We start from the raw sequence: 26,366 nt of genomic DNA on the forward strand, positions 1-26,366 counted from the left end.
GGATCAAAGTACTCCAATGAGTACTTTGATCCTTTTATTTTTCTACCTTACATTAATAACATACTCGGAACAATGCACCTGTCCCCTTGTCCCACTGCAATTTTAGTAATTCTATTTAACCGTTTTAAACTCCCTAAATACATTCGTCCCTAAAGGCTCCCCTTCAGTAGACTTCAACCCCTTCACATACAGCGCATATTCCGTGTCTTTGTCATACTCACCCTCAGGAGTTGCTGTGATCATGGTTTGGTCAGAGGATAACGATAAATCGATACGTACACCTTTTCCATCATCGGAAACAATGTAGACATTACGCTCATTTACTGTTGCTGGGTCAATCTCAGTATTCATTTCAATTTTCCATGTTTTATCCAAAGACACTTCCGTCATCTGCTCACCTTTTGGATCAAATTCCTTTTCCTTTTGTTCCATATTCCTTAAGTTAGCTGAAGCTACGTATCCATTGTAGTGATCGCTTTTAACTTCATAAGCTACAAAATGTCGATAGATCCACTCTGTTGGGTAATAAGGACCGCTTACAATTTCCAGTTCCGAGTAATATGGAACTCGATCAACCGGACTACTCGTAAATGATTTATTGGTTCTTAGATTTCCATAGTCATAGTTGTCACTCAAATCATAGTTATTCATTACATACACTTGATCTCCAGGTTGGAACATTTGAGTAGTATATGAATTTGCTCCATTCCAACTATATTCACCTTGTTCTGATTTGAAGCCATCTTCAGTATCGAAAGAAAAGTCTTCAGGTATCGCGGCTATTGAAACTCCACTATATTTTTTTATATTGGTGAATACCTTTTCTTGATAGGGCTTTTCACCATTTTCATAATCTCTATCAGGGTTATTCAAATTTGAATACCCATTATAAGCCATAATAGCAAAGTACCACTGTTCTAAAATATGGCGGTTACTAGCACCATTTATGATAGGCAAAGCAGGATTTGAAGCAAAGTAATCCCACTTCTGATTTAAAATATCAGCGCCTACCCTAATATTGTACTCCGTATCAGTAGCCAAACGAGTTTTATCTACACCCGTAAGGTCATGATTCGTTATTTGCATGATCCCAATGCCACCATCTTCAACGATTTGAACGGTACCATCTTCTTTGAACTGCATCATATTGTTTTCCCCGGCAGCAATCGCCTTTAAAATTTCAGGCGGTATATCTTTCTCAATCGCAATCTCAGTCAGTAACTTGTGTTTCTCCTCGACTGATAATTCTTCATAGGTTTCTTCCTCTGCTGATACAGATGTTGTAAGACCTAGCACCAACATAAATGAAACGATCAACCATTTCATGGCTCTCATATGCTTTCAACCTCTCCCGTTATTTAAGACGTTTCTAGGTATATAAAAATGAATAGATTCATAGATTATGTAGTTGCCTCAATCTTACTCAAATAGCTCACCCGAATTAAAAACGTCCTTTTGGATATTATTTCAAAACCTTCATTATAATTCAATTAGAAGATTTGCATAAGAAGTATTGAATTCTCTTTCTATCAACAGTCTAAATCTATGAAAAAATAAAAGAAGCACGGTAGATAAATCCCGTACTTCTTACTTCTCAAAAATAGTCTCCTCAATCCTCTCACCCAAATGACGCCCAGGCTCATCCGGAAGACACAAGATCCGCTGCCCAACGGTTAGATCCTGAACCGATAGTTCCCCTTCACTCTCTTCCCGAACAAAAACACTAGAAGAATTCTGAAGCGTGGCAGAAATCATTCCGTCCTGACCTTCACACTCCACTCTTACAAACGGACGCTTCTCAATCTTCACTCTCCCAACGTACCGATCTATTTCCACCTCAAGGCTAGAAAGCGTAAGAGGTTCTCCTGGTGTTACCTCATGAAGGTAGAGCATTCGATCACCTTGATGTAAATACTGATGAAACGCACCACAGTTAATTCGAAACGGTCTTGCGGGATAATCCCCTGTTTCGCGATTCTCCGAGAGAACGTGCACATACCCGTGACCCGTGTTGCCTACAAAAAGACCTTCTGCAGGTGCCAAGATATCAGTAAAATCTAAACACACTCTCATGCCTTCTCCTACTTCTATAATCTTTGTTACTTCAAAGTACTGAGTTTGTCCCTTCATTTTTGCACTCCTAACACAGAACCATTTGCAACCTTTATGACACTCCAGTAGAAGTGTACGATATGTCCCGCCAAACTATCTTCTCACAACATCAACACTCCACCAAAAGCCGATAGGATCAATCCTATCCCAATCCCTAAAAACATAACCCTGCTCTTATCAGACACGCCTCTCTTCCAACTCTGCAACTCTCTATCCTCTTTCAATCTCCGATCCACCCGTTCAGCAGACCTTGTTCGACGCTTCAGCTGTTTAAAGCCACTCGTAAACAACCGAAAAAAGCCGGTTTGAATAATGTGAAGAAAGGTTCCGATGGTCAGACTAATCAATCCCCAGTAAAATGCTGTGTTCACCATATGTATTAATTCAAAATCCCCCAGTCCATAACATAGGGCAAGAATGATTGCCGACAACGCCATTGGAATAACAAAAAACATCTCTTCACTCTCCTCTTATATAAAGAGCTGACCTCTTTCCTAAGGTCAGCTCTTCTTTACATTATTTCTTTTCAGCCCATTGCAAGTAAGGCATGCCGTTTACCGGATACACAATTCCTTTGTAATCTTGTGAAGTTAAATAGTTTTGAGAATAGTGGTATACAGGCATAAATGGAAGTTCTTCCATCAAGATATCTTCTGCTTCATGAAGCTTCTCCATTCGTTTCGCTGGATCTTGAATTCCTTTTGATTCAGCCATTAAAGAGTCGTACTCTTCGCTTACCCAGTTTGTACGGTTGTTTGGGCTATCTCCAAGATAATAATCAAGGATCGGCGTTGGATCAACATAAATGCCAATCCAGCCCATACGAGCCATTTGGTAGTTCCCTTGTTTCGTTGTATCAAGGTAAGTGTTCCACTCTTGGTTATTCAAGGTTACTTCCACACCAAGATTCTGTTTCAACATTTCTTGAACGCCTTCTGCAATCTTCTTATGGTTCTCTGATGTATTGTACATCAATTCAACTGTTGGGAGTTCGTCCCATCCTTCTTCTTGTTTCGCTTCTTCGATTAGTTGCTTCGCCTCATCATAATTTTCTTCGAAATAGGCTTCTTTTTGTTCACGGAAATCTCCGTTTGGTGTGTCTACTCCATAAGGTACGAAGGCATAGGCAGGGTCTTCGCCGCCTTGAGAGATGTTTTCGGTAATCGATTCACGATCGATTGCCATCGTAAAGGCCTTTCGAACTTTCGGATTTGTAAATGGTTCTTTGTCCACGTTGAACATGTACATGTACGTTCCGAAGTACGGCGTAATCTTGAAGTCTTCGCTTCCTTTTTCTTGGGCGATGACATCTGTTGGCAGTGTATCAATCATATCAAGCTCGCCTGATTTGTACATTTGATAATACGTATTCGCATCATTCACCATTTCCCATGTAATCTTCTCCATGGACACATCTTCTTTGTTCCAATACTCTCCGTTCTTCTTCACAATAAGCTGACTATCATGATCCCAGCTATCAAGGGAGTAAGGGCCGTTACTGACATAGTTGTCTGCTTCAGCAGCCCAGTCTTCATTGTCTTCTACCACTGATTTATTAACTGGGTAGTACGTCCAGAACGCAAGCAGCTTCTCAATAAAACCAGTCGGCTTCTCAAGCTCAAACTTAAGCGTCTTCTCATCAACTGCAGTAACACCTACGTCTTCAACCGAACCGTCACCTTTGTTGTACGCTTCAGCCCCTTTTATGTAGTACATATAAAAGGCGAATGAACTACCTGTTTCAGGCTTTAGGACACGTTTCCAGGAATATTCAAAGTCCTCAGCAGTAATAGGATCACCATTTGACCAATTAGCGTCTTCTTTAATGGTTACCGTATAGGTCGTTTTGTCATCAGATACTTCTACTTCTTCAGCAAGCCCTTTAATAATTTCGCCTTCTTTATTTTCTGTATAAAGACCTTCGTATAAGTGGTCCAAAACCCATCCAGACGTTGTATCCGTCGCAAGTGCTGGGTCTAGGGATGGTGGTTCACTCTTCGCGTTCACCGTAATCGATTGTTCCGACTCACCTTCACCTTCTCCTGATGCATCACCACCACACGCAGCAAGCATGGGTACAAGTACAAGCACAAACAGTACTCCAAAGAACATTCTCTTCATTTCTCTCATCCTCCTATTCATTATATAGATGACAAGCGACCCAATGACCCGCTTGCTGTTCTTTCCATTCAGGAACTACTTCACTACAAACACCCATTGCATGCGGACATCTTGTCCGGAAACGGCATCCGGATGGCGGATTAACAGGACTAGGGGGATCCCCCTCTAGCAGAATTCGCTCTCGACTGTTTGTCACCGCCGGATCCGGGACTGGATTAGCGGATAGCAAGGCCTGCGTGTAAGGGTGAAGGGGTTCTTGGAACAATTGATCACTATCAGCAAGCTCCATCATCCCACCGAGATACATGACTCCTATACGATCGCTGATATGCTGCACCATCCCTAGATCATGAGCAATAAACAAATACGTCAGCTCCGAGTCCTGTCTTAGATCTTCCATTAAGTTAACGATTTGTGCTTGAATCGAGACATCTAACGCTGAGATCGGCTCATCCGCTACGATAAATTCAGGCTCTACAGCCAACGCCCGCGCTATTCCAATCCGTTGACGCTGCCCTCCACTAAATTCATGAGGATACCTTTTGGCATGATCCGCCTGAAGCCCGACCCTTTCTAAAAGCTGAAAGACTCTTTCTTTACGCTTCTTGCCTTTTAATAAGCCATGCGCATCAATTCCCTCTGCGATAATATCCATGACCTTCATTCTTGGATTCAGAGAAGCTTGTGGGTCCTGGAAAATCATCTGCATCGTTCGGTTCGCTTCACGAGCTTCCTTACGCCCAAGAGTCGATACGTCTTTTCCTTTATACGTAACGGATCCTGAAGTAGCACCTTCTAGTCCTACAATCGTGCGACCAAGCGTTGACTTTCCACTTCCACTTTCTCCTACAAGCCCTAACGTTTCTCCCTTTTGAATGGAGAAACTGATATCATCAACGGCTTTAAGCGTTTGGTTCCCTCCAATTGGGAAATGCTTTTTCACCTGCTGTACGTCTACGAGTGACTCTGACATTATCTACTCCTCCCCGCCATTGCGACTTCCTTCGGCTTCTTAGCTCTAGAATCATTCAACCAACATTTAGAGGCATGATCGCTGGTCAAGTACGTAGACTCCGGCATTTTCTCTACACATATATCCATCGCATACTCACACCGAGCCGCAAACGGGCACCCTTTCGGTGGAGAGAACAAGTCAGGAGGTGTCCCTTCAATCGGGATTAGACGTTCTCGCGCCCCATCTTGTCGTTGTTTTGGAATGGAACCGAGCAGCCCCCACGTATAAGGATGATTTGGATTCGCAAAAATTTCTTCAACCGAACCGCTCTCCACAACCACGCCCGCATACATGACCGCCACACGCTGCGCAACTTCAGCGACCACTCCTAAATCGTGGGTGATGATTAAGATAGACGTATCCAAGCGTTTCTGAAGGTCTTTAAGCAGGTCAAGAATTTGAGCCTGAATGGTTACATCAAGCGCTGTTGTTGGTTCATCTGCAATAATAAGCTGAGGTTCACAGGCAAGGGCAACTGCAATAAGAACCCTTTGTCTCATTCCTCCACTCAACTCATGCGGATACTGGCTATAGCGCTCCTCCACATTCGGAATACCGACTAAGGTCAGAAGCTCCAGCACGCGGCTTTTTCGTTCCGTTTTAGATAAGTTCGTATGCAGTTTTAAGGATTCGTCAATCTGGTAACCGATCTTCATCGTAGGGTTTAGAGATGTCATTGGATCTTGAGAAATAAGACTAATTTTAGATCCTTTTACTTTTTGCATTTCCTTCTTGGAATACGTTAGCAAGTCGTCATCTTCAAAAGTGACCACTCCTGAGCTGATGCGGCTGACTTTCTTCGGTAACAATCCCATAATCGTCTTTGCTGTCACACTCTTACCAGAACCACTCTCCCCCACAATAGCTAGTACTTCTCCTTTATTAACGTGGAAGTTCACACCGCGTACAGCTTGCACTTCCCCGCCATAGGTCTTAAACGATACGTGCAAGTCTTCAACTTCTAATAAACGTTCCATCTCACCCCTCCTTTAATCACTTGATTGTGGATCGAGCGCATCTTGTAATCCATCTCCAAATACGTTAAATGCAAACATCGTTAACGAGATGAGGAAACCAGGGAAGAACAAACGCCACCACTGTCCGGTTAAGATGACACCTAATGCATCATTGGCCATCGTTCCCCAGCTTGCAATCGGGGCTTGTACCCCTAAACCGATAAAACTTAAGAAGGACTCTGCGAAAATGGCATTTGGAATCGTAAATGTCAGGTTCACTATAATAATGCCGATCATATTCGGAAACAAATGACGCCAGATAATCTTTCCATGAGAGGTACCAAGTTTCTGAGCAGCCGTTACGTATTCTTGCTCTTTTAACTGAAGAATTTGCCCCCTTACAATCCGCGCCATGCCGACCCAACCTGTAATGGATAAAGCGAGAATAATGGTCCATAAACCAGGTTTCATAACAACTAGTAGTAAGATCACCACCAGCAAATACGGTATACCATATAAGATCTCTACAATTCGCATGAGGAAGCCATCAATTCGGTCCCCCAATTTCCCTCGACCAGCCATATAACCTGATATACCTCCAACCACAAGGCCCATAATGAGGTCAATTAACGCGGCTGCAATTCCGATTGTTAAAGAGATTCTGGCCCCGTACCACGTACGCGCCCACATATCTCGCCCAAGTGAATCCGTTCCAAACCAATGCTCAACACTTGGGGCCAGGTTCTTCGCTTCTAAGTTCTGATCCGAATAACTATAAGGAACCATGCCCGGCCCAAAAATTGCGAAGAACGTAATGATTACCAAAATAAACATTCCAAGTACGGCAAGCTTATTTCGTAAAATGTTCGTCACGGTTTCCCTGAACTGACCGACACTCGGCCTGACGATCTCATTTTGCTTGAACCGATTGCGGTCTACGGGGTGAAATAAATCTTCTTCATTTCTCTGTTCGATCATCTCTACTCCCCCTTACTCGATAATTTAATTCTTGGATCCACTAATCGATACGAAATATCCACAATAAACAAGGTCACAATGAGAATCGCACTGAAGAAGATAGTCGTGCCTAGGATGACAGGGAAATCACGATTGAAAATGCTATCGACGAAATACTTCCCAATCCCTGGTATGGCAAAGATCTTCTCAATGACGAACGTTCCTGTAAGAAGAAACGCCACTAAAGGGCCGATAAAAGATATAACGGGAATGAGCGCGTTACGAATACCGTGCTTGATCACAATCCCGATCGTACTGACCCCTTTTGCATCTGCGGTTTTTATGTAATCCTGATTCATCACTTCAAGCATGCTCGACCTCATGAAGCGAGCAACGATGGCGAGCGGGGCTGTTGCTAAAGCAACCGACGGTAACACCGTATGCTCCCAAGTTCCCCACGAAGCTACAGGAAGAAGCCCCCAATCTACGGCAAAATATTTAATCAAGAGAGGCGCCAGAATAAAGCTTGGCACCGAAATCCCTATAATAGCTACCCCCATGGAGAGGTAGTCCAGTAGGCCGTTGTGATTAAGCGCCGCAACGATTCCTAATATAAGGCCAAAAACAATGGCAATCACAAGAGCTTGTATGCCGAGTAACGCAGATGCCGGAAACCCATCCGCAATCAACGTGTTCACATCCCGCGTTTTTGATTCAATGGAAGGTCCTAAATCCAAGGTGGCGAGATTCTTTAAATAAAGAAGATATTGAACGGGAAGGGGCTGATCGAGGTTGTATTTCTCCCTCATATTCTCAACGACTTCTTCCGGGAGTACGTCAGCATCCGAGGCAAAAGGATCCCCCGGTATAGAATGCATGATAATAAACGTCAACGTTGTAATGACCCAAATCGTCACAATCATCGTTAGGAATCGCTTAAGAATGTACATCTTCTTCCTCCTTTCTTTCTGTTATGCATTCACGTGGCCAAGTACTCCATTCGTGGCAGACATCGCAATAATGACAAGCCCCCACATTTGCTTATAGGCCGTTATGTAATCCTGACAAGTAAATCGAACGCTTTCTGTCCCCGTCATTTCAACTGTAGGAATGGTTGTTGTCATCAACGCCTGTTGAGATCCTTTAAACGTTAGGTCGAATGTAATTGGACCGGGTACTTCATATGGCGTGAACGTATCCAGTCGTTGTACCGCAGCCTCCGACTTTTCTTCTATTTCTTTATGAACTTGCTTAGGTGAACGAAGATCAGCAGCAAAGCGGTCGATTCCGCGCTTTGTCACTACACTCTCGACATCTGGCAACGTTTCCTTCACTTCATCAACGTAAGCATCATCGCCTGAGATGAAAATTGATGGGACGTTGTAAAATCCTGCCGCCCCGGCATTCAATTCCGTTTCACCAACTACTTTCCCATTCACTTTCATTTCTTTCACACAAATGCCCGCTAACGTGTGGCTAATGGTGGTTCGCTCAGAACCTGATTCACGACCGTGATGACCCACGAACATCATGCCATCAACCGTCTCATCAAGGCCTTCTAACTGACACATCACGCGGTTACTCCCTGAAATGAGGCGAGCCCGTTCATCGAACTCTTCAATTAAAATGTTCGACATATTCCCATGCCCATCTGCCACAACCACCTCTGTCGCCCCTCCGTTAAAGGCACCGCGCACAGCTGCATTTACTTCTTCGGTCATAAGCTTCCGGAAACGTTGGTACTCATCATTTTTCTTCAGTTGCACATTTGTGGCCACACCAGAAATTCCTTCAATATCTGCTGAAATAAAAATTTTCATATGGATCCTCCTGAAATCTTATTTTTCATTCTTTAAATACTCAGCAATTCCACATCGCGACTGGAATCGTTCCCACACCTTCTCCTCCGGGACAGATTAATTGTCCCTTTGTCGCCAGCCTCCCTTTTAACTGAATTTTCAAACATGTATGTTTAAAAAAATATATCTATAAATATTCAAATGTATTTTTATGGACATCCATTTGAACTAGGACGTTAGTCGATTGGATATGTGGAATCTGATAGATCTTCTTGACCGTTTCATTGAGTTCTTCATAGCTTCTGACATTAACCTGACCAAGCAATTGGTATTCCCCCGTTAGTGTCGTAACATAGCGAATCACCGGGATATTCGTTAACGATGTAATGACTTCATCTATGTGTTGTGGAACAACTTGAACCTGTACAATAGCACCAATCTTAATCCCTAATGTAATAGGGTTTACGACTCCTACAACCTCCAGGATATTGTTATCAACCAATTGGTTATAGCGTTTGCGAACGGTCTTTTCTGTTACGTCCAGCTCACTTGCGATTTCTGCAAAAGACATGCGCCCATTCTTCGACAATTGTTTAATAATGCCTTTATCCAATTCGTCGATTACAGAATCGAATTCCTCTGACGACATACTCCATTCCGCCTTTCAGTATAATTTCTATGAAATTAGACCTAATCCGAACCTTTATTTCGAATTAGCTCCCTATTTACATCTCTATCCATTTCGTATAGTATCGAAATTGTAAATTTGTTAATAGTATAAATTTTCAGTTAAATTAACGCAAGAGATTTTTACCAATTTATACATTTTTTATTCAGGGGTGATTTTAATGAAGTTAATTAAGAACGGAACGATTATCGTCGGAAATGGTGAGACGCTTACGAATGCGAGTGTACTCATTGAAGGTGGAAAAGTAACTCAAGTTGGAGAAGTTGAGCTTGGCGAGGAGCCTGAACAGGTCATCGATGCAACCGGACTCTATATCACACCAGGGCTTATCGATGTGCACACGCACCTGGGCGTACATGAAGAAGGGATCGGACAACCTGGGCAAGATTTTAACGAAACAAGCAGCCCTATTACCCCAGAAATTCGAGCGCTAGATGGTATTAACCCTCGTGACAAGGGGTTTGATGATGCACGAAAGGCTGGCGTCACAACCGTTCAGGTGTTACCAGGAAGCGCGAATGTCATCGGAGGTGAAATGGTGACACTTAAGACAAGTGGGAACGTTGTAGATGAAATGGTGCTCCGCAGACCTTCTGGCATGAAGGCCGCTTTCGGTGAAAACCCCAAACGCCTTCACGGCTCAAAAGGCCATGCACCAGTAACGCGTATGGGGATCGCAGCTATGTTCCGCCAACAGTTAAGAAAAGCACAACAATATAAGCAAAAGCTCGAGCGCAGGGAGAACGTTGAGGATAATCTTGGCCTTGAAAACTTGGGCAAAGTCCTGGATAAAGAAATTCCGCTCCGTGCCCATGCCCACCGTGCAGATGATATTGTGACCCTCCTTAGACTGGCTAAGGAATTTGACCTAGACATCAGTATCGAGCATTGCACGGAAGGCCATCAAATACCCGATTACATTGCCCAATTTAACTTCCCAGCAGCCATCGGACCTACGATGTCCACTCGCTCCAAAGTAGAACTAAGCGACAAAGGCTGGGAAACAGCAGGCATCCTAAACCAAGCTGGGGTCTCTGTTTCCATTACTACCGATCACCCTGTGGTTGGTATTGAGTACTTACGGATGAGCGCGATTCAAGCTCATAATCATGGCTTAGAAGAAAAAGATGCGTGGAGATCGATTACGTTAAATGCGGCTAAGCATTTAGGAGTAGATGAGCGCGTCGGGTCTTTAGAAGCAGGAAAAGATGCCGATGTGGTGCTTTGGAACGATGACCCGTTTAATGGGAGTAGTTATGTGTTGAGGACATTTGTGAATGGAGAAGAGGTTTATGCATTAGATTAAACTGTCTCGTGTAAAACAGATTACTATTTTCTAAAATAGCCCTATAAAAAAAGGCATGTAACGAGCACTCGTTACATGCCTTTTTTCAATGGCTCATTAACCTTTGACTATTTAACAATAATTTAATCTTTCGTTTCATGATTTGCATTAGACCATAAAATAAATAAGCCAGCACCGGTACATATCCCCGCAATTGTTTACCCCGTATTTTCTTCCTTTAAAGTCAAGTACTCTTCTCTTAACTGGTTAAACTCTCTATTATAATGCTCGGTTAATTCTTCCCCTAAGCGCTTCTTTCCACGATCAATGACATTCCATATCGAACGAACGATCTGACCAGACCCCTCATGCACGCCGTATCCAACTTCATCATCGATCAGCAGGTAAAATTCTAACAAGCGACAGTGTCCCTCGTACTTTAATGCTGTTTCTTTAATATTGCTATCAACAGACAATTTGCAGTCAATCCAAATATCATCATTGATGACGATATCAGGACGTAGAAAATGCGTGTTGGAATCATGTCCTTTCACCGGTATCGACACTTGGAAATCCATTGATTTATGCTGGTTAATCATAAGCAGCACTTCTTTCACTTTCGATTCAAAGCGCACACCTAGCTGAGCGAAGGCATGAAGGTTGTGATTCGTCTTCTTTCTGCTTGCTGTAGGCTTCTTGGTCTTGGCAGAAGCTTTCTTCCTAATGCCAACATATTTCCGAAAGGCCGCCAATTCCTTCGGATGATATTTATGGAACGTGTCCTTAATATAGTTATTCGCAGCGGGACTAAAGGAATTGAACCTTGTATGATGATCTTGCTCTAAGAAATCAATGTAGAGCTCTTTAGCTCGCTGAAGCTTCTCATGTCTTGTAATTCGTTCACGATCGAAGTAATTGATCTTTTCAGATTTACTCAAATGGAATCCTACCTTTATAAGATAATTTCGTTACATAAAGTATAACAGGAGAAGTAGCTATACTTAACTTCCAATTTACAGGTAAGCACCCAGGCATTAAGCGATCACCCTTGATCAAACGTTTGATCAAGGGGGGAATGCTCACTAAAATGCTTTTCAGTACATGACCGCACTTATGACTCCTACTCATCCATACAAAAATAAAGCAAGATCGCTACGTGCATTACATAGCTCTCCTGCTTTATTTGGTAATCTACTATATGAATAAGGCATTAGCAACCTTCCTATCCCTTATTCTTCTGCACCTCAGCCCGTTTTTGATCAAGATACTCAGAAAGAAATTTCCTTACTTCCGCTTCTGACTTCCCTTCCTGGAATAACCGATCCGCTATTTCCATCATTTCATCCTGAGCTTTCAGCGCTTCTTGCTTTTGATGATCTTCCATAACAAACTCCTTTTGCAATTCTGTTCTACACCCTTGGAGTATACATTCGTCTTAGGATAAGATCAATCACAGACCCTTCCCACCCCACTTAATCCTAAAACGAAAACCTTCCACAAGGGACGGGTACCTTGACCCTCTTCTCTTTTTGAAATTCTACAATAAGAAAACCCTTCTTGAATGAACATTCGATCAAGAAGGGGTTCTTAAATTACAACACCTTTTGTTCGGTCTCTTAAGTACAGAAGAAAACAATCAATGTCACACTCGCTGGGACAATGAACCCGTCCCCCCTGTACCACTAATGGTATATCTCTATACTAGAAATCACATAATACCCATACTCATCCACAACAACCGTATAATCCTTAACCCGCTCATAGACACTCCAATTACCTGCAGCATTCATGAAATCAAACACTTCATACGTGCTGACAATCGCATAGCCGCCCTCAACCACCACATTTGTGACCTCGTTGGAAGTAAAATCAAACTCCATTCCTTTCCCTTTCGTGTCCTCAATGTAATCATAAAGCTCCCAATAAGCTTCACCCTCATACTCTAAGAAACCTTCAATATATGAGAAGTCCTGGTAATCCAAAGCCTGTTCATAGCTATTCCGAAAACTAATAATAAAATCGGACAACTCTCTCTCTACATCAGGGTAATAGTCCCCTTCTGATTCATCGTTATACTCACCTTCGTACGTATCATAAGAACCAGACGTAGCGTATCCTTGATCATATCCGAATACTCCATTGACCTCTGCAGCTGTCATAGGCGATTGGGACCACTGGTTCAGAAGGTCCACCATCGTATACATAGGCATGGAAAAACCGATGGATTGGTCATCCGAGAGGATCGCCGAATTGATTCCGATCACTTTCCCGTTTTCTGCACTTAGCAACGGGCCACCGCTGCTTCCGGGAGATACTTGAGCATCAATTTGGTATAGGTTCTCATAGGCATACTGAGGGTCATCAAATTGACGCCCTACACCTGTCAGGTACCCAATTGAAGCTGTATTCTGTAAACCGCGCGGACTGCCTAGAGCAATGACTTCCATTCCAGTCATGGATTTTTCTAATTCAATAGGAAGAGGCTTTTCTCCTTTTAAACCATCGACAGATAGTAAAGCAAGATCATATTCATTTGATACCCCTATAACCCTCGCAGGATACCGGACTCCGCTACGATTTTGTACGATGACGTCTGAGTAGCCATAAACAACGTGCGCATTTGTCACAACCTTGCCATTATCCCGGTACAAGAACCCTGAACCTTGACCATCATTCGTTAAAACGGTATACACTTTGGAAAGCGCCTGGTCAATTAGTTCTTTCTTATTGACTTTGTCTTCTTTTACTTCCGTTTCTTTTGTTTCGGGTTCTTGCTTAGAAGGAGTGGCAACCGTCTCCTCCTTCTCTTGCAGGGGCTTTTCTACCTCCGGCTTCTCCTCTTCAGAAGGAGGTTCCTCTTGCACTGCAGCCTTTTCCACACTCGACTTCACGACTTCCTTTTCTTCTTGACCTTGAAGATATATAAAAATCACCGCTGTCCAAATAACACAAAAAAGAACCAACACACTACCAAAAACCCACAACAGTTTGTTGTTTCGTTTTGGAATACTTGTAAGCGAATACCCACAATTCACACAAAAACGGGCTTGTTGGATATTTTGAGATTGGCAGTTCGGACACTTCATAAGCTCCTCCCCCTGTCTATATCATAACCATATTATACCTTATAGTAGTTATTTAGAACGATAAGAAATGAAAATGATGGAGTTAAACAAAAATAAAAAGAAGCATGGGACATACCCCCGTGCTCACTATGCCATTTTGCTTTATCATGGGGATATCGATAGTTAGGAGATGATCATATCATTCGTGTAACGAACACACCAAAATTAGCAGGCCTGAAGATTAGCGGGGATCCTCAAGATTTAGAGGAAATTTATGACGCCCTTCACTCAATCCTTCCTAATGAGGGAGAGGATCCAAGCTTTGAAGGCTCGAGAACGCGGGTTCTTGGTTTTTGCTATGAAATAAGGCATGCCATGCAAGGAAATCGGGACATTGAATTTGTCCATAATCATATGACACAAGAGAAGATGAAGTTTCATGAAATCATCAGCAATAATCAAAATGTGCATTATTCCTTTGCCATGTATTACCCTGAAATGCTTTATATCACCGCTGTGCTTAATGTTTTCATAGAGGGATTCTCTCGTTCACGCACAGGTTTCCCATCTAATAAACATACCATTCTCGTTCAGTATCTTCATGCTTGTGTGAAGGATTGTTTACAAGAAGTCTTGTCCCCACAAAAGTTCCGGAATGCTGCTCAAGCGCTCACAGGTCCTCATTATCGCTTTTCAAACTTCCGCACCCAGTACGTGGATCTATTAAATCTGCGTTATTTAGAATGGGATGCTGAAAAACGGCAGCAAAATCTATCCATCATGGCGAAACGACTAACAGAACGAGGGAAAGAATATCAACAGCTAGAAGAAGAAGTATATGAAGCAGCTGCCCAACATCAGTGTCACCCAGATGAGATTAGATTAAAAGAGGACTATCCAGAGAGTATTGATTGGTAAGTTCATGGGGACAGGTGTAGCGCGGGGACGGTTCTGGCGCTTCCTTTGATCACTCACCTTAACTAAAAGTGAAGCACAGGACCCTTTTTTGCCCTTCCCCCAGAACAAAAATAGGTATAAAGTCTTCAACTATTACCAATCAAACCGATATACACCTATGAACGAATCTCACAAAATTAGATAAAAACTAAACATATAAAAACCATTCTCTTAATTCCACGGAGGGATTTAATGATTTTCACACTCATAATACTACTCATAACCACCTTACTCGCTTTCCTTACAGGACTGTTCAAACCAAAGTGGGCACTCCCCCTGGCCGCTCCTTCTAAAAGGACTCGATTTAGAGTGTTCCAACTATTCACCACTGCAATAGCTAGTATCACCATAGCTCTACTAGGTTTGATCTTTAACTGGCACATATCCTTACTATCCTTCACTCTTTTTGCAGGTGTATTTTTCTTCCTTGCCCTGGTGACAGGGATGATACGCCCTTCCCTAACAAAGACCTTAGGAAAAAATAGTAGAAAAAACATCTTCCTACAATATAGCGCCGCTTTCCTGATCACATTTGTAGCTCTAATCTCTGTAGCGAACCTTTTAACAGAGATAACAGAAGACGATCCCAATATAGTGGCCGGGACTTATGATGGAAAATATACAGACGGACTAAAGCAAGGTCACGGAAAACTAAGCAACCAAACAATCTCCTACAAAGGGAACTGGGAACATGGGAAAAGAAACGGTTTTGGTAGAGAAGTAACAGATTGGGGCTTCCTCTATATTGAGTATGAGGGGCAATGGAAGAACAACAAGAAGCACGGAAAAGGAAAACGTGTGATTTCATTTTTATGGATGGACACAAAGTACGAAGGAGAATGGAAAAACGGAAATCGTGAAGGGAATGGCCATTTTGTTGACCGAAGTGGCAACATTTATGAGGGAGAATGGGTAAATGATCGTCCCCAAGGCTTTGGTAAGATGACTCTATCAAACGGAGAAACCTACACCGGTGAGGTTTTGGACTTTGAGAGACATGGATATGGTAAGGCCGTGCTAGCAGATGGTGAAGTGCAAGAAGGAGAATGGGAAGAAGATGAGTTTATGGATTAAAGTACGATCCTCGAAAACATAAGCAGAAGGATGCCTCACCTCTTCCAGGACGTATCAGCAGTATAACCTCAGGTAAGAGAAGTTCTTTATTTAGTTTAATTACATAAGAAAACAGGAGTTGACTACTATTGCTTGAAAATCTTTTCTTTCTTTTAGCCCTTATTTCATTTTTAGCTATCATCATCGGCATCATTAAGCCCCCACTCGTTTTATGGTGGGGAAAATCCAAAAAGCGACGTCACGTCCTGCTTCAGTATGGACTTATTCTGATCATTTCTATATCCGCTAGTACATATATCTATGAAACTAGTCCAGAACGAGTGGAGCAAAAGAAAGTCATTGCTTTAGCCGAAGAGGCCATTACAAAGGGAGAGTATGAAGAAGCACGCCAATATGCCAATCAATCAGAAGACATTCTCTCTAACAGCTCATCCAGCCGAATCATTGATACAACAAACGCTCTAATCGCATCCGATCAATCCTATAAAGAAGGATCTGCTTTAATGGAGCAAGAAGATTATGAAGGCGCCATCGCCTCCTTGTCAAACGTTATAGAAGATGACACAAAGAACTTTGAAGATGCCCAAATGGCATTAAACAAAGGAAAAGAGCAAGTAGCTCAAAAGTACACAGGAGACTCGCTCGAGCATTTAATGAAGCATGACTATACATCTGCCCTACAGACCTCTGATGACGGCATTCAATATTCGAATAACTCCGGAGATTTATATGCTATACGAGGATTAGCTAAAGTCGCGATCTTCCTCAAGCAAAATGCTCTATCACACTGGGCCGACGAATTTTATTATATTAATAATGAAATCTTCAACGAGCCTTACAACCAGGACAACCCGGAAGAAGTATTACGTTTCTTGAAGAAGCGAGACCAGGCTCACCAGCAGGCCGTTCAATACTTAGATCAATCAAATGATGTCGTTGAGAGTTTTAGATCCGATATAGAAAAAGCCATATCACTAGGCACATCGTTCTCGGACTTAGACCTTTTTCTTGATAAGCAAGAGGGAGTAAAGGAGCTTGTTAAACAAGGAAAGAATTATCACGATAGATCCATTGGATTATCCGACGAAATCAGGGATTCAAAAAAACTGGTCGATAAAATCCAAGATACATCCTCATCCTCTGGAGTCAACGCTAACAGAGTCTTTAACGGCCTCGTTTCTTTTTACGGGGAGACGGCTCAAAACAGAGTTTGGGACAACCGTTTTGAAGCGGACGAACCTTTTGAAGTATTAGAGAAACAACAAGCCGTAGACTCAAGAGAGAATTTCCTTCATGGCGTCGTCAATCTCTTAACTGATTCAAAAGATGAAAAGCTAATGAAATTACAGCAAGAATTAGAAGAACAGATGGCTGATATTGAATCTTTGACTAACGAGGTGGAATCTCTGGCATACGAGACGTACAACACCGCAGAACGTGCAAGTGTAGATGTGAAAGACTTAAAATCAGTCGCAAGAGGTTTCACTATAAACAATAAAGATGAAGCGGTGGCTTTATGGACGGATGGACAGAGCAAAACAGACGTCGCCAACGTAAACTCAACTCCAAAAGAGCAAACCACCCAACCACAAGCGAATATTAAGAACAAAGACGATGCGATACAGTTTATAGCTGATCTAGTCTATCAAGGTTCAACAGAAGACTTGATCGTGAGTAAACTTCAACAAAATGTATACGTGGTTGAACTAGCCCCAGACCTTGGAAGCGGCCTTTTGACTACTCTTAACGCTTACTTGATTGTGGATGGGAAAGTTGTTGATTTCTTTGATAATGAAGAAGGCGATCCTGAGGCTTTTTGGGAGACGGTGGGGGATTATGAGTGAATCGGAGCGCAGGGACGGATCCAGGCGCTTCCTCACTTACATTTCAGCAGTGGAAGCGCGGGGACGGTTCTAGTGCTTCCTACCACAACCCCAAAAAAGAAATAATAGAGCCAATCACCATATCTCTCAGATCAAAAAAAGCTCTTCCCTAATATAGGAAAGAGCTTTTGAATGATTTATTTTTTTACAACGTTAGCTGCTTGTGGTCCACGGCTTCCTTCTTCTGTATCGAAAGAAACGGCTTGACCTTCTTCTAGCGTTTTAAAGCCTTCTTCATTAATTGCAGAGAAGTGAACGAATACGTCGTCTCCACCTTCTACTTCAATAAATCCGAAACCTTTGTCTGCGTTAAACCATTTTACTGTACCGTTATTCATTTAGATTCCTCCACGTGCTGTTTGCACGAATATTACCATTCTTGCTCTAACAATTTCTAAAGATGCTTCAAATTCTCATGTTTATTATTCCGAACAACAATTAGTTAATTACAACTTTATCATGGCTGTGGAACAAACGATATGAACAATTGTGCTCATATTCATCTTCCCATGAAGCACGGGAACCGTCCCCGTGCTTCCATTTATCTTGAAAATTCCATTTCCACAGATTGTTTGAGGAAATATCCATTCTCAGCTTTAATATGTTGCGAAATGTGTAACGTGTATGTCTGACCTTGGTAGTATCCATATTTCGAATCAACCACAATCGTTTTCCCATCTTCTGATAACGCAACGTCTATGGTTACTTTCGATCCATTCTCTTTCGTTACATATACCGTATCTTCGTTTACAGTGGAAGATTGTAAGGATTCATTAAACTCAATAGTAAATTGCTTATCTCTTGGGATATCAGTCATGCTCTCCCACTTCTTCACGGCAGGTGACGCGGCTTTTGTGATAGGCCCTGTTTCATTTTGATGCATGGCTACAGCAAATACCGTTTCGTCTTTCTCAATTTCAAAAGGCTCCGTGTATTTCTCCCATTTTTGTAGCTGATTTTGATCTTCAGCGAATTGATAGGATTCTTGGTTACCGTTTTTCAGGTATTCTACTAGCGACGTGTTGGTCGTATAGTAGATGTCCCCAGCTCCATCAAGCTCCAAGTTGACTTGCTTTTTATCATCTTTAGAAATGACTTCTGATGTTACTTTGTTCGGTGTAGTGGAGCCACCATGATCGTTGTCGTCTCCTCCACCTTCATCTCCGTCGTCATCCCCGCCTTCACCATTATCATCTTCCTTTGAAGGCAAAACGGTAAAGGTTGTGGTACCTTTTTGACCGATTGCGTTCACTTCTATGCTGTAAGTTCCTTCTTTATCGTCTTCAGATACAACATAACTGCTTTGATAGTGTCCTTCCTTGTTCGTAACCATCTGATCTACTCTTTTTGTCTTACCGTCTTGTAAAACCCTAAGGGCTACAACGGCATTCCGCTGAGGGTTCCCTTCATTGTATACAATTCCAGTGATGCTAACCGTTTCTCCTGCTGTATATTCTTCTTTATCCACCTCTACTACGGGGCCGGTGCTTATTCCAGACATGTCTTGGGGTTCAGCTGCCGATGATGTCGTGCTTGGTAAGACGGTTACTAGAAGAAAGACAAATGCTATGATTCGATAGAACCATGAAGCTTGCTTTTTATGCATGTTCTTATTCCTCCTGCCTTATTTTTTCACAAAGTCTAGACGTACGTATGTTTGAATGGGGTTCCTTGCTTGCTTTTAATTATGTCCTTAAAATAAGGTAGGTAGAGGGCTCTATGCCCCTCTACCTCCATCGTTCTTTATTTGACCTCAAATGTAACACCAGATTTAACCGGAGCAGCTAGTGGTGTCATGTCCCATCCACCCCACACATAAGACTGAACCGTATATGTGCCTGCAGATAGATCATCTAGATCCACTTCATATCCTAGTCCATTTGTGCCTTTGGCATATAATTCATCCATGATCATAAAGCTATTGCTTACTACTTGATCGTCCTCATCCAATACTTGAATAATAAGCATCGGGCTTACAGAGAAGTCTTCTAAGTTCGTAATCTCTGCTTTAATTTTTGCCGTGCCGTTTGATGAGAAGGAGACTTGTTCTTCCCCACTACCATTCAGTGTTTTTATGTTATGAATCTTCGTAGAGTAATTGTAAACGGTAAAGGTTGCAGATTTTTCTGCTACTTTGTCGCCACGTTCATCCGTTCCAGTTGCTTTAACCGTGTACTCCCCGTTTAAAGCAAATTCCCCAGGAGTGAATACACCTTCAAAACCTTCTCCTTCTGCTTCATACGTGGCTACTTCTTCGCCTTCAGGGTCTACTACACTTACATCCCATTCCATGGCAGAAGAAGCTGCTCCCGTAATGGTTACAGGACGGTTTTGACTTACGTTTTCAGTAGAGCTTACTGTTAATTCTTCTATGGTTGTTTGGGGTGGCTCTTCCCCTTTAGCAAGTCTGTAAATGTTCACTTCTTTTGTAGTAACATGACCACCTAGGTCTTCTAAGCGTAATAAGAAACTATTTTCACCTTGTTTTAACGGTAAATCTAGTTGCATGTTCTCTTCATGTCCGTCCATACGAAGAGGCACATCAAAATCGATATTGTACTCATGGTTATCGTTCACGTAGAAATCCATTTGGCGATAGTTATCTTTTAACGTAACATCCAATTCATAATTGGATACGTACGATTCAACATAACTTGGTGTACCGCTGTTCACGACAATCTCACCAGGGGTACTGTCTACGAAGATGGTACGGGTAATGGAAATGTCGTTCCCCTTCACATCTTTCGCACTTACTGTGATTTCTTTCACACCATCTTCTTGATACGTAACCATTGTTTCAAAATCGTATGCCCCAGTTTCTTCATTTTTAACAATCTCTACAGATTGACCATTCACTGTAAAATCACTTACTTCAGTAGCATCTGTTACGTTACCCGCTACACGGATCTCTTTTGAACCATAGCCTGTTAGTGGTTCAGGTGATGTTAGACTGATAACTGGAATGTTATCGTCGTAAGGAAAAATGGTAGATTCACCAATGTTCATCGCAAAGTCGACAGCTACAACGGATACGGCAGTTCCTTCTTCACTTCCTGTCAACGTGTACTCTCTCTCTGTCAGAAGACTTTCTAATACACTCTCGCCATCAACATATACGTCATACCCTCGAATACCTGAGCCTTCTTCTGTCGTTTCCCAAGTAATCTTATTGTCCTTTTCTACAAATGTTACATCGACTTCTGGTTTCACTGTATCAATGACAATTGGAACCTGTTTCGTCTGCCATTTAGCATCTTCATAATCCACTTTTGCTTTCATTTCATAGAAATATTCTCCATCTTCCACCTGATTGAATTGAACGGTTCCATCCCAAAGGCGATTAGGATCGAAAGAGTAATAGGAGCCATTTCCTGCATCGTAATAGTTTTTACGTACATAATTGTCTTCACGAATGGTACGTAACTCTTCTTTGTTTTCGTCTAAAATATTGTATTCTACTGTTCTAGCATTTCTTAGGAAAGAAGGTAATGGAATTACAGCATCATTGTATCCGTCACCATTTGGAGAAACGGCATACTCATCATCAGCGTTTGGCGTCATAAATGCTGTTTGCTGATCCAACATGCCTGCAAATCCATAAAACGATTCTTCTCCTAAATCAACATTTCCATCGAAAATGTCCGGCTCATCCCATTCACCATAAAAACCTACATATGGAACAGAGATGTCTGGATACGTTTCATTCGTTAATGTTACGAATCCTTCAATGAAACTGTTTTCTCTTAGGTCTTCACTGGTTCCTGGCATTGTTGCATTGGATAGGTCGATTGTGACATCGATCGTTTCTGTACTGTTTGGCTGGATCGTTAGTACGCCATCTTCATAATTAGGGTTATTCACTTTCACATCAGCACCTGTATCCCCAGCAATTAACAGGTTCTTACCATCTTTTTCAGTATCAGTTAAAACGGATGTATCAATAGAATACGAGATTGATTCATCACTATGGTTTTCCGCTTCTAGAGAGAAGGTGATTTTCTTGCTTGTGAAATCTTTTAATTCCACTTTTGCTTCCCCAGAATCTTCTTCTGTTACTGAAATTGGTGTGTTTACTGCCGCAAAGGTTTGCATCATTCCTGAACCTTGGCGACGTGGTGAGACTGGTTGTTCAGAATCGTCAAAGATGACATCTGCCGTGTTCATTAATAAGACTTTTGCAAAGGAAGAACGCTGTCCATTTTCAAGATCAGGGAATTCTTCTTTAAGGTATTGCATCACAAGAGCTGAACCACCGGAAACGTGAGGAGCAGCCATAGAAGTACCGCTCTTTACGCCGTATTCATTATCTTGGAGCGTAGAGTAGATGTTGCCACCTGGCGCTGAGATTTCCGGCTTCAGCTCAAGGCTTGGTGTTGTACCCCAAGAACTAAACTCTGTTAGTTGCCCTACTTCAGGTCCTTCTTTTTTATTTGCCGTGGAGAACGAAACATTCTCAGCACCATTTGAAATGGCTGCCTCAATAGCCGCTCCATCTTCTTTTGAGATCATCATGAACGGGATAATGTCCCATCCTCCTTGATCCTTATAGAAGGGACCATTACCGTGGTCATATACGATAATCCCTGCAGCACCAGCTTTTTTGGCATTTTCCGACTTATCATAGAAAGAAAGCTCCCCGCGCTGTACAAGAGCAATTTTTCCATCTACATCGACACCTTCATAATCTTCAGGATGACCCACTTTTCCTCCAATGCTTACAATTGGAAGTTCCGTAGCTTCAAAAGAGTCATCCCAGTCATCTGCCCCATAACCAGTAGCTGTTACGTCTCCTACTGTAATGGATGTTTCATACAAGTACGTGTAGTTCCCTGTAGCTGCTACTTGAATACTGTTTTTGGAGAGACCAGGCGACCCGACTACACCAATGTCTGGGTTATCAGCTAGTGGTAGGGTTGGCCAACCATAACCAATGTGTCCGGAGTTACCTGCTGAAACAGAAACGACGATGCCGTTGTCTACAGCTTTCGTAATGGCTTTGTCTGCAATATTTTCAGATTCATAGAAAGCTGCCGTACTACCTAAACTCATATTGATCACATCTGCACCTAGTTTGATAGAGTCATCAATTGCTTTTAAATAGATATCTTCCCAAGTAGAAGGGAAATTAGGGTCGTTACTAAATACTTTCATACCTAGTACTTGTGCTTCAGGAGCTACCCCTTTAATTTCACCATTAGCAGCCGTTGTACCAGCAACGTGCATGCCGTGCATACTAGCATTTGGTCCTACATCTAGAATTGTGTCGTTTTTATCGTAGTAATTATATCCATATGGAACTTTCGTATTGTAGTATTTTCCAGGGAGGTCGTTTTCTGAAACAATTGCTTCAGTAGTTTCTTGAGTTAGAGAGACATCGTCTGGTGATGTGATGTTGAAGTCCTTATGTTCAGGATCTACTCCGCTATCAATGACGGAAATAACTTGTCCTTCACCTTTGAATTTCGCATCTCCCCACGTTTGGTAGGATTGAATAAAATCATGGCTTTTATCCATGTCTGGAAGTTGAGGTCTGTTGTACTTAGTTGATATGTACACATCTTCCACATTAGGTAGGTTTCGAATTTGTTCAATTTCACTCATTTTCACTTGTCCACTAAATCCATTAATGACGGTTGTAAACGTTTCTTCCACGTCTAGCGTCACTTTTTCAGATTGAATTTTCTCTTGAACTTTATTTTGAATAGATTTAGCTTCTTGTTCTAATTCTTGTTTCTTGGATTCTGACAAATCTTTATATAACATACCACGCTTGGTGGCATACTCAATAGGGGAATCCCCCTCCATTTCAACGATTACTCGAACGTTGTTATCCATTTTCCTCATTAAACTCTTTTGGTTTTGGTTTTCAGAAATAGATCGTTCCGGTTGCAACTTTTCGTATGTCTGTTTGGTGTTCAGGTTCAAATTTTTGGAACTATTTGCACTTACCGGAGAAACGCTTGTAAAGAAACTTGTAAACGCTAACAGAAGAATCGATATTACGGATATAATACGTTTAACATTCAATACCCTTATCCCCTTTCAATTTTGGTTATGCAATAATCTACAATTTAGGCCCCCTTTTTTTCGGAAAAAACATTTTTTGTGAAAACATTGTAATAATACCATATATACCTGATTAACTGTAAGAAATCGACAATCTTTGTCAGTATGTTACAATTACCTACATAAGCTTGAAGCGCGGGGACGGTTCCCGTGCTTCCTCCCTTACATTTCACCATGAAGCGCGGGGACGGTTCCCGTGCTTCCTCCCTTACATTTCACCAGAGTATGAACGCTAAAAGGTCAGAGAACAGATGGACCTCTCACCCTTTAACAAAAGTGTAACTTCAAAAGGTCATTGATTAGGCTAATCAATGACCTTCTTATCCCTATAACCACAAAAAAGGTCACAGATACGCCTATGAGATGCTCCCCCTATGGTAGACAGTATAAAAATAAAACTGTTTATCTTAGGGGGTTTTTGTATGTCGAGAAGTTCTTTTTCTCCTGTGGAGAAGCTTACTATTATTAATCTTATTCGTAACGAACATTATCCCATCAATGAAGTTGCTTCTAAGTATAACGTGTGTTGGGCTACGATTCGATCCTGGATACACAAGTTTGAAACTCTTGGAGAAGCTGGACTTGAAGAAGCAAAATCAAACACATCCTACTCAAAAGAGTTTAAGCTGAATGCGGTCAAAGCGTATTTATCAGGAAGGTACTCGATGCGTGAGGTGGCAAGGAAATATGGGGTTTCCAGTTATTCCTCTTTAAGAAACTGGGTGAATGATTATAATGGTCATAGAGTATGGAAATCCAAAGGAGAAAGAAGGCAGAACTCTATGACTAAAGGGCGTAAGACGAATTGGGAAGAGCGAATTGAAATTGTACAGAACTGCATTAAGAATGGGAAAGACTATCAGAGCGCAGCTGAGGACTACTCTGTCTCTTATCAACAGGTTTATCAATGGGTGAAGAAATATGAAAGTGGAGGCGATGAAGCTCTTCAAGATCAACGAGGTAAAAAGAAGAGTAAAACCGAGTTAACACCTGAAGAAAAATTCAAGTTAGAGAAGAAGCAACTCGAACGTGAAAATGAACGGTTACGTGCTGAAAACTTATTCTTAAAAAAGTTAGAGCAGATCGAAAGGGGGCGAAATTAAACCAAATTCGTTTTCAGGATAAGTATGTCGCTATCCAAGAGCTTCACGAACAAGAGAACATGAGTATCCAATTACTTTGTGACACCGCTGGTATTTCACGAGCAGCTTATTATAAATGGAAAGATCGAGTTCCTACTCCGCGAGAACTTCAGAATGAGGAAATTCTTAAGGAAATGAAGAACCTTCAAGAGAAGGTAGATGGAATCTTTGGCTATCGTCAAATGACCCTTCAAATGAATCGAAAATTTGAAGAGACACTTAATCACAAGAGAATTTACCGTTTAATGAAGCTGTTTAAAATGCGTTCTGTCACACGAGTGAAAAAGAAAGTCTATAAACGTTCATCACCAGACCATGTAGCAGAAAACGTTCTGAATAGAGAGTTCGAGGCTGAACAACCAAATGAAAAATGGGTAACGGATGTCACAGAGTTTAAGTATGGTCACTCCAAAAAAGCTTATTTGAGTGCGATCCGTGACCTTTATGATGGATCTATTATAAGTTATGTTTTTGGGCATTCCAATAATAATGATCTCGTGTTTGAAACGTTAGATAATGCGATCACAAGTTTAAACGACGAGTCCCCCCTAATCCATAGTGATCGTGGGTTTCAATATACTTCACATGGGTTTAAACGAAAGATAGATCAAGCAGGAATCTACCAAAGCATGTCTCGAGTGGGTAGGTGTATAGATAATGGACCAATGGAATCCTTCTGGGGAACACTTAAATGTGAGAAGTATTATTTACATAAGTACGATACGTACGAAGAATTATCTTCAGCCATTGAGGAATACATATACTTTTACAATCATGAAAGATACCAAGAAAAATTAAACGGCCTTAGCCCTATGGAATATAGAGCTAAAGCCGCTTAAGTCTTTATATTATTTCCACTGTCTACTTGACAGGGGGCACTTCACTATCTGTGACCTTTTTACTTTACGTATTAATTTCTAAATAATCAAAAAGAAGCACAAGAACCTCCCCTGTGCTTCTTAAACTAGTTTTCTTTTCAAACATTAAAAAAAGAGCACAATAACAATCATAATTGTGCTCTCAGATCCCTAATCTAGTAGTAATCAATGATTTCTACGGTATATCCATCCACATTTGGATCCCCATTCGTGCTCATTAACGTCTCCCCATATTAATAATCCGGAATAATTAACATGGAAATGAGGAGGATCATGATCATTATAATATAAATGTATTGAAATCCCTCCAAAATGACTAATGGTTGTCATACATTCATCCCTGCTTTACTTCAATTTATTTATGATGT

General features: G+C 41.7%; 22 protein-coding genes. 5 read left to right on the plus strand and 17 right to left on the minus strand.

Annotated elements, in window-relative coordinates:
* Positions 1 to 111: 111 nt before the first annotated feature.
* The 10 genes from IMZ31_RS16860 to IMZ31_RS16905 all read right to left on the minus strand — a co-directional run bounded on the left by IMZ31_RS16860 (position 112) and on the right by IMZ31_RS16905 (position 9,609).
* Complete coding sequence (locus IMZ31_RS16860; protein ID WP_207528415.1) at positions 112 to 1,335, minus strand: Ig-like domain-containing protein; 1,224 nt, start codon at positions 1,333 to 1,335, stop codon at positions 112 to 114.
* Between the two features lie 252 nt (positions 1,336 to 1,587).
* A complete protein-coding gene (locus tag IMZ31_RS16865; RefSeq protein ID WP_207528416.1) occupies positions 1,588 to 2,130 on the minus strand; it encodes a 3-dehydroquinate synthase II domain-containing protein in 543 nt (180 codons plus the stop codon).
* Positions 2,131 to 2,213: 83 nt separating this feature from the next.
* Positions 2,214 to 2,567: a DUF3899 domain-containing protein gene (locus IMZ31_RS16870; RefSeq protein WP_207528417.1), complete on the minus strand. Its 354-nt coding sequence runs from the start codon at positions 2,565 to 2,567 to the stop codon at positions 2,214 to 2,216.
* Positions 2,568 to 2,628: 61 nt separating this feature from the next.
* Positions 2,629 to 4,233, minus strand: coding sequence for a peptide ABC transporter substrate-binding protein (locus IMZ31_RS16875; protein WP_207528418.1), 1,605 nt, complete (start codon positions 4,231 to 4,233; stop codon positions 2,629 to 2,631).
* 13 nt (positions 4,234 to 4,246) lie between these two features.
* Positions 4,247 to 5,206: an ABC transporter ATP-binding protein gene (locus IMZ31_RS16880; protein ID WP_207528419.1), complete on the minus strand. Its 960-nt coding sequence runs from the start codon at positions 5,204 to 5,206 to the stop codon at positions 4,247 to 4,249.
* Positions 5,206 to 6,225 (minus strand): ABC transporter ATP-binding protein, encoded by a 1,020-nt coding sequence (locus IMZ31_RS16885; RefSeq protein WP_207528420.1) that lies wholly within the window; start codon positions 6,223 to 6,225, stop codon positions 5,206 to 5,208. Before IMZ31_RS16885 ends, IMZ31_RS16880 begins: the two co-directional genes overlap by 1 nt.
* 12 nt (positions 6,226 to 6,237) lie before the next feature.
* The gene (locus IMZ31_RS16890; protein WP_207528421.1) at positions 6,238 to 7,182 is read right to left on the minus strand and encodes an ABC transporter permease; all 945 of its coding nucleotides are present in this window, start codon (positions 7,180 to 7,182) and stop codon (positions 6,238 to 6,240) included.
* Positions 7,183 to 7,184: 2 nt separating this feature from the next.
* Positions 7,185 to 8,111, minus strand: coding sequence for an ABC transporter permease (locus tag IMZ31_RS16895; RefSeq protein ID WP_207528422.1), 927 nt, complete (start codon positions 8,109 to 8,111; stop codon positions 7,185 to 7,187).
* 21 nt (positions 8,112 to 8,132) lie between these two features.
* Positions 8,133 to 8,981, minus strand: coding sequence for a M55 family metallopeptidase (locus tag IMZ31_RS16900; protein ID WP_207528423.1), 849 nt, complete (start codon positions 8,979 to 8,981; stop codon positions 8,133 to 8,135).
* A 166-nt stretch (positions 8,982 to 9,147) separates the two neighbouring features.
* Positions 9,148 to 9,609, minus strand: coding sequence for an Lrp/AsnC family transcriptional regulator (locus IMZ31_RS16905; protein WP_207528424.1), 462 nt, complete (start codon positions 9,607 to 9,609; stop codon positions 9,148 to 9,150).
* A gap of 199 nt (positions 9,610 to 9,808) precedes the next feature.
* Between IMZ31_RS16905 and IMZ31_RS16910 the strand changes: the two genes are divergently transcribed.
* The gene (locus IMZ31_RS16910; RefSeq protein ID WP_207528425.1) at positions 9,809 to 10,954 is read left to right on the plus strand and encodes an amidohydrolase; all 1,146 of its coding nucleotides are present in this window, start codon (positions 9,809 to 9,811) and stop codon (positions 10,952 to 10,954) included.
* Between the two features lie 197 nt (positions 10,955 to 11,151).
* Here the strand turns inward: IMZ31_RS16910 and IMZ31_RS16915 are convergent, their stop codons facing one another.
* The 3 genes from IMZ31_RS16915 to IMZ31_RS16925 all read right to left on the minus strand — a co-directional run bounded on the left by IMZ31_RS16915 (position 11,152) and on the right by IMZ31_RS16925 (position 14,019).
* On the minus strand, positions 11,152 to 11,871 hold the full coding sequence (locus tag IMZ31_RS16915) for a hypothetical protein (RefSeq protein WP_207528426.1): 720 nt from the start codon (positions 11,869 to 11,871) through the stop codon (positions 11,152 to 11,154).
* A gap of 284 nt (positions 11,872 to 12,155) precedes the next feature.
* Positions 12,156 to 12,317, minus strand: coding sequence for a hypothetical protein (locus IMZ31_RS16920; RefSeq protein WP_207528427.1), 162 nt, complete (start codon positions 12,315 to 12,317; stop codon positions 12,156 to 12,158).
* 298 nt (positions 12,318 to 12,615) lie between these two features.
* Positions 12,616 to 14,019 (minus strand): trypsin-like peptidase domain-containing protein, encoded by a 1,404-nt coding sequence (locus tag IMZ31_RS16925; protein WP_207528428.1) that lies wholly within the window; start codon positions 14,017 to 14,019, stop codon positions 12,616 to 12,618.
* A 180-nt stretch (positions 14,020 to 14,199) separates the two neighbouring features.
* Here IMZ31_RS16925 and IMZ31_RS16930 point away from each other — a divergent pair, with 180 nt between their 5' ends.
* The 3 genes from IMZ31_RS16930 to IMZ31_RS16940 all read left to right on the plus strand — a co-directional run bounded on the left by IMZ31_RS16930 (position 14,200) and on the right by IMZ31_RS16940 (position 17,873).
* On the plus strand, positions 14,200 to 14,916 hold the full coding sequence (locus IMZ31_RS16930) for a DUF6904 family protein (RefSeq protein WP_371825510.1): 717 nt from the start codon (positions 14,200 to 14,202) through the stop codon (positions 14,914 to 14,916).
* A gap of 231 nt (positions 14,917 to 15,147) precedes the next feature.
* Positions 15,148 to 16,029 (plus strand): MORN repeat-containing protein, encoded by an 882-nt coding sequence (locus tag IMZ31_RS16935; RefSeq protein ID WP_207528430.1) that lies wholly within the window; start codon positions 15,148 to 15,150, stop codon positions 16,027 to 16,029.
* Positions 16,030 to 16,157: 128 nt separating this feature from the next.
* Positions 16,158 to 17,873: a hypothetical protein gene (locus IMZ31_RS16940; RefSeq protein ID WP_207528431.1), complete on the plus strand. Its 1,716-nt coding sequence runs from the start codon at positions 16,158 to 16,160 to the stop codon at positions 17,871 to 17,873.
* Positions 17,874 to 18,049: 176 nt separating this feature from the next.
* Here IMZ31_RS16940 and IMZ31_RS16945 read toward each other — a convergent pair whose 3' ends face one another.
* The 3 genes from IMZ31_RS16945 to IMZ31_RS16955 all read right to left on the minus strand — a co-directional run bounded on the left by IMZ31_RS16945 (position 18,050) and on the right by IMZ31_RS16955 (position 23,939).
* Positions 18,050 to 18,250, minus strand: coding sequence for a cold-shock protein (locus IMZ31_RS16945; protein ID WP_026801633.1), 201 nt, complete (start codon positions 18,248 to 18,250; stop codon positions 18,050 to 18,052).
* A gap of 203 nt (positions 18,251 to 18,453) precedes the next feature.
* The gene (locus IMZ31_RS16950) at positions 18,454 to 19,518 is read right to left on the minus strand and encodes an Ig-like domain-containing protein (protein ID WP_207528432.1); all 1,065 of its coding nucleotides are present in this window, start codon (positions 19,516 to 19,518) and stop codon (positions 18,454 to 18,456) included.
* A gap of 137 nt (positions 19,519 to 19,655) precedes the next feature.
* On the minus strand, positions 19,656 to 23,939 hold the full coding sequence (locus tag IMZ31_RS16955; RefSeq protein ID WP_207528433.1) for a S8 family serine peptidase: 4,284 nt from the start codon (positions 23,937 to 23,939) through the stop codon (positions 19,656 to 19,658).
* Between the two features lie 461 nt (positions 23,940 to 24,400).
* On the opposite strand from IMZ31_RS16955, the gene IMZ31_RS16960 reads away from it, so the two are divergent.
* Positions 24,401 to 25,959 (plus strand): IS3 family transposase gene (locus IMZ31_RS16960; protein ID WP_207528434.1). Its coding sequence is split into 2 segments (ribosomal slippage): positions 24,401 to 25,034 and positions 25,034 to 25,959, totalling 1,560 coding nucleotides; the frame shifts between segments, so codons are not numbered across the junction.
* 204 nt (positions 25,960 to 26,163) lie between these two features.
* Here the strand turns inward: IMZ31_RS16960 and IMZ31_RS24775 are convergent.
* A complete protein-coding gene (locus IMZ31_RS24775) occupies positions 26,164 to 26,328 on the minus strand; it encodes a DUF4160 domain-containing protein (protein WP_207528435.1) in 165 nt (54 codons plus the stop codon).
* Between the last annotated feature and the right edge of the window lie 38 nt (positions 26,329 to 26,366).

This window comes from Pontibacillus sp. ALD_SL1 (assembly GCF_017355605.1).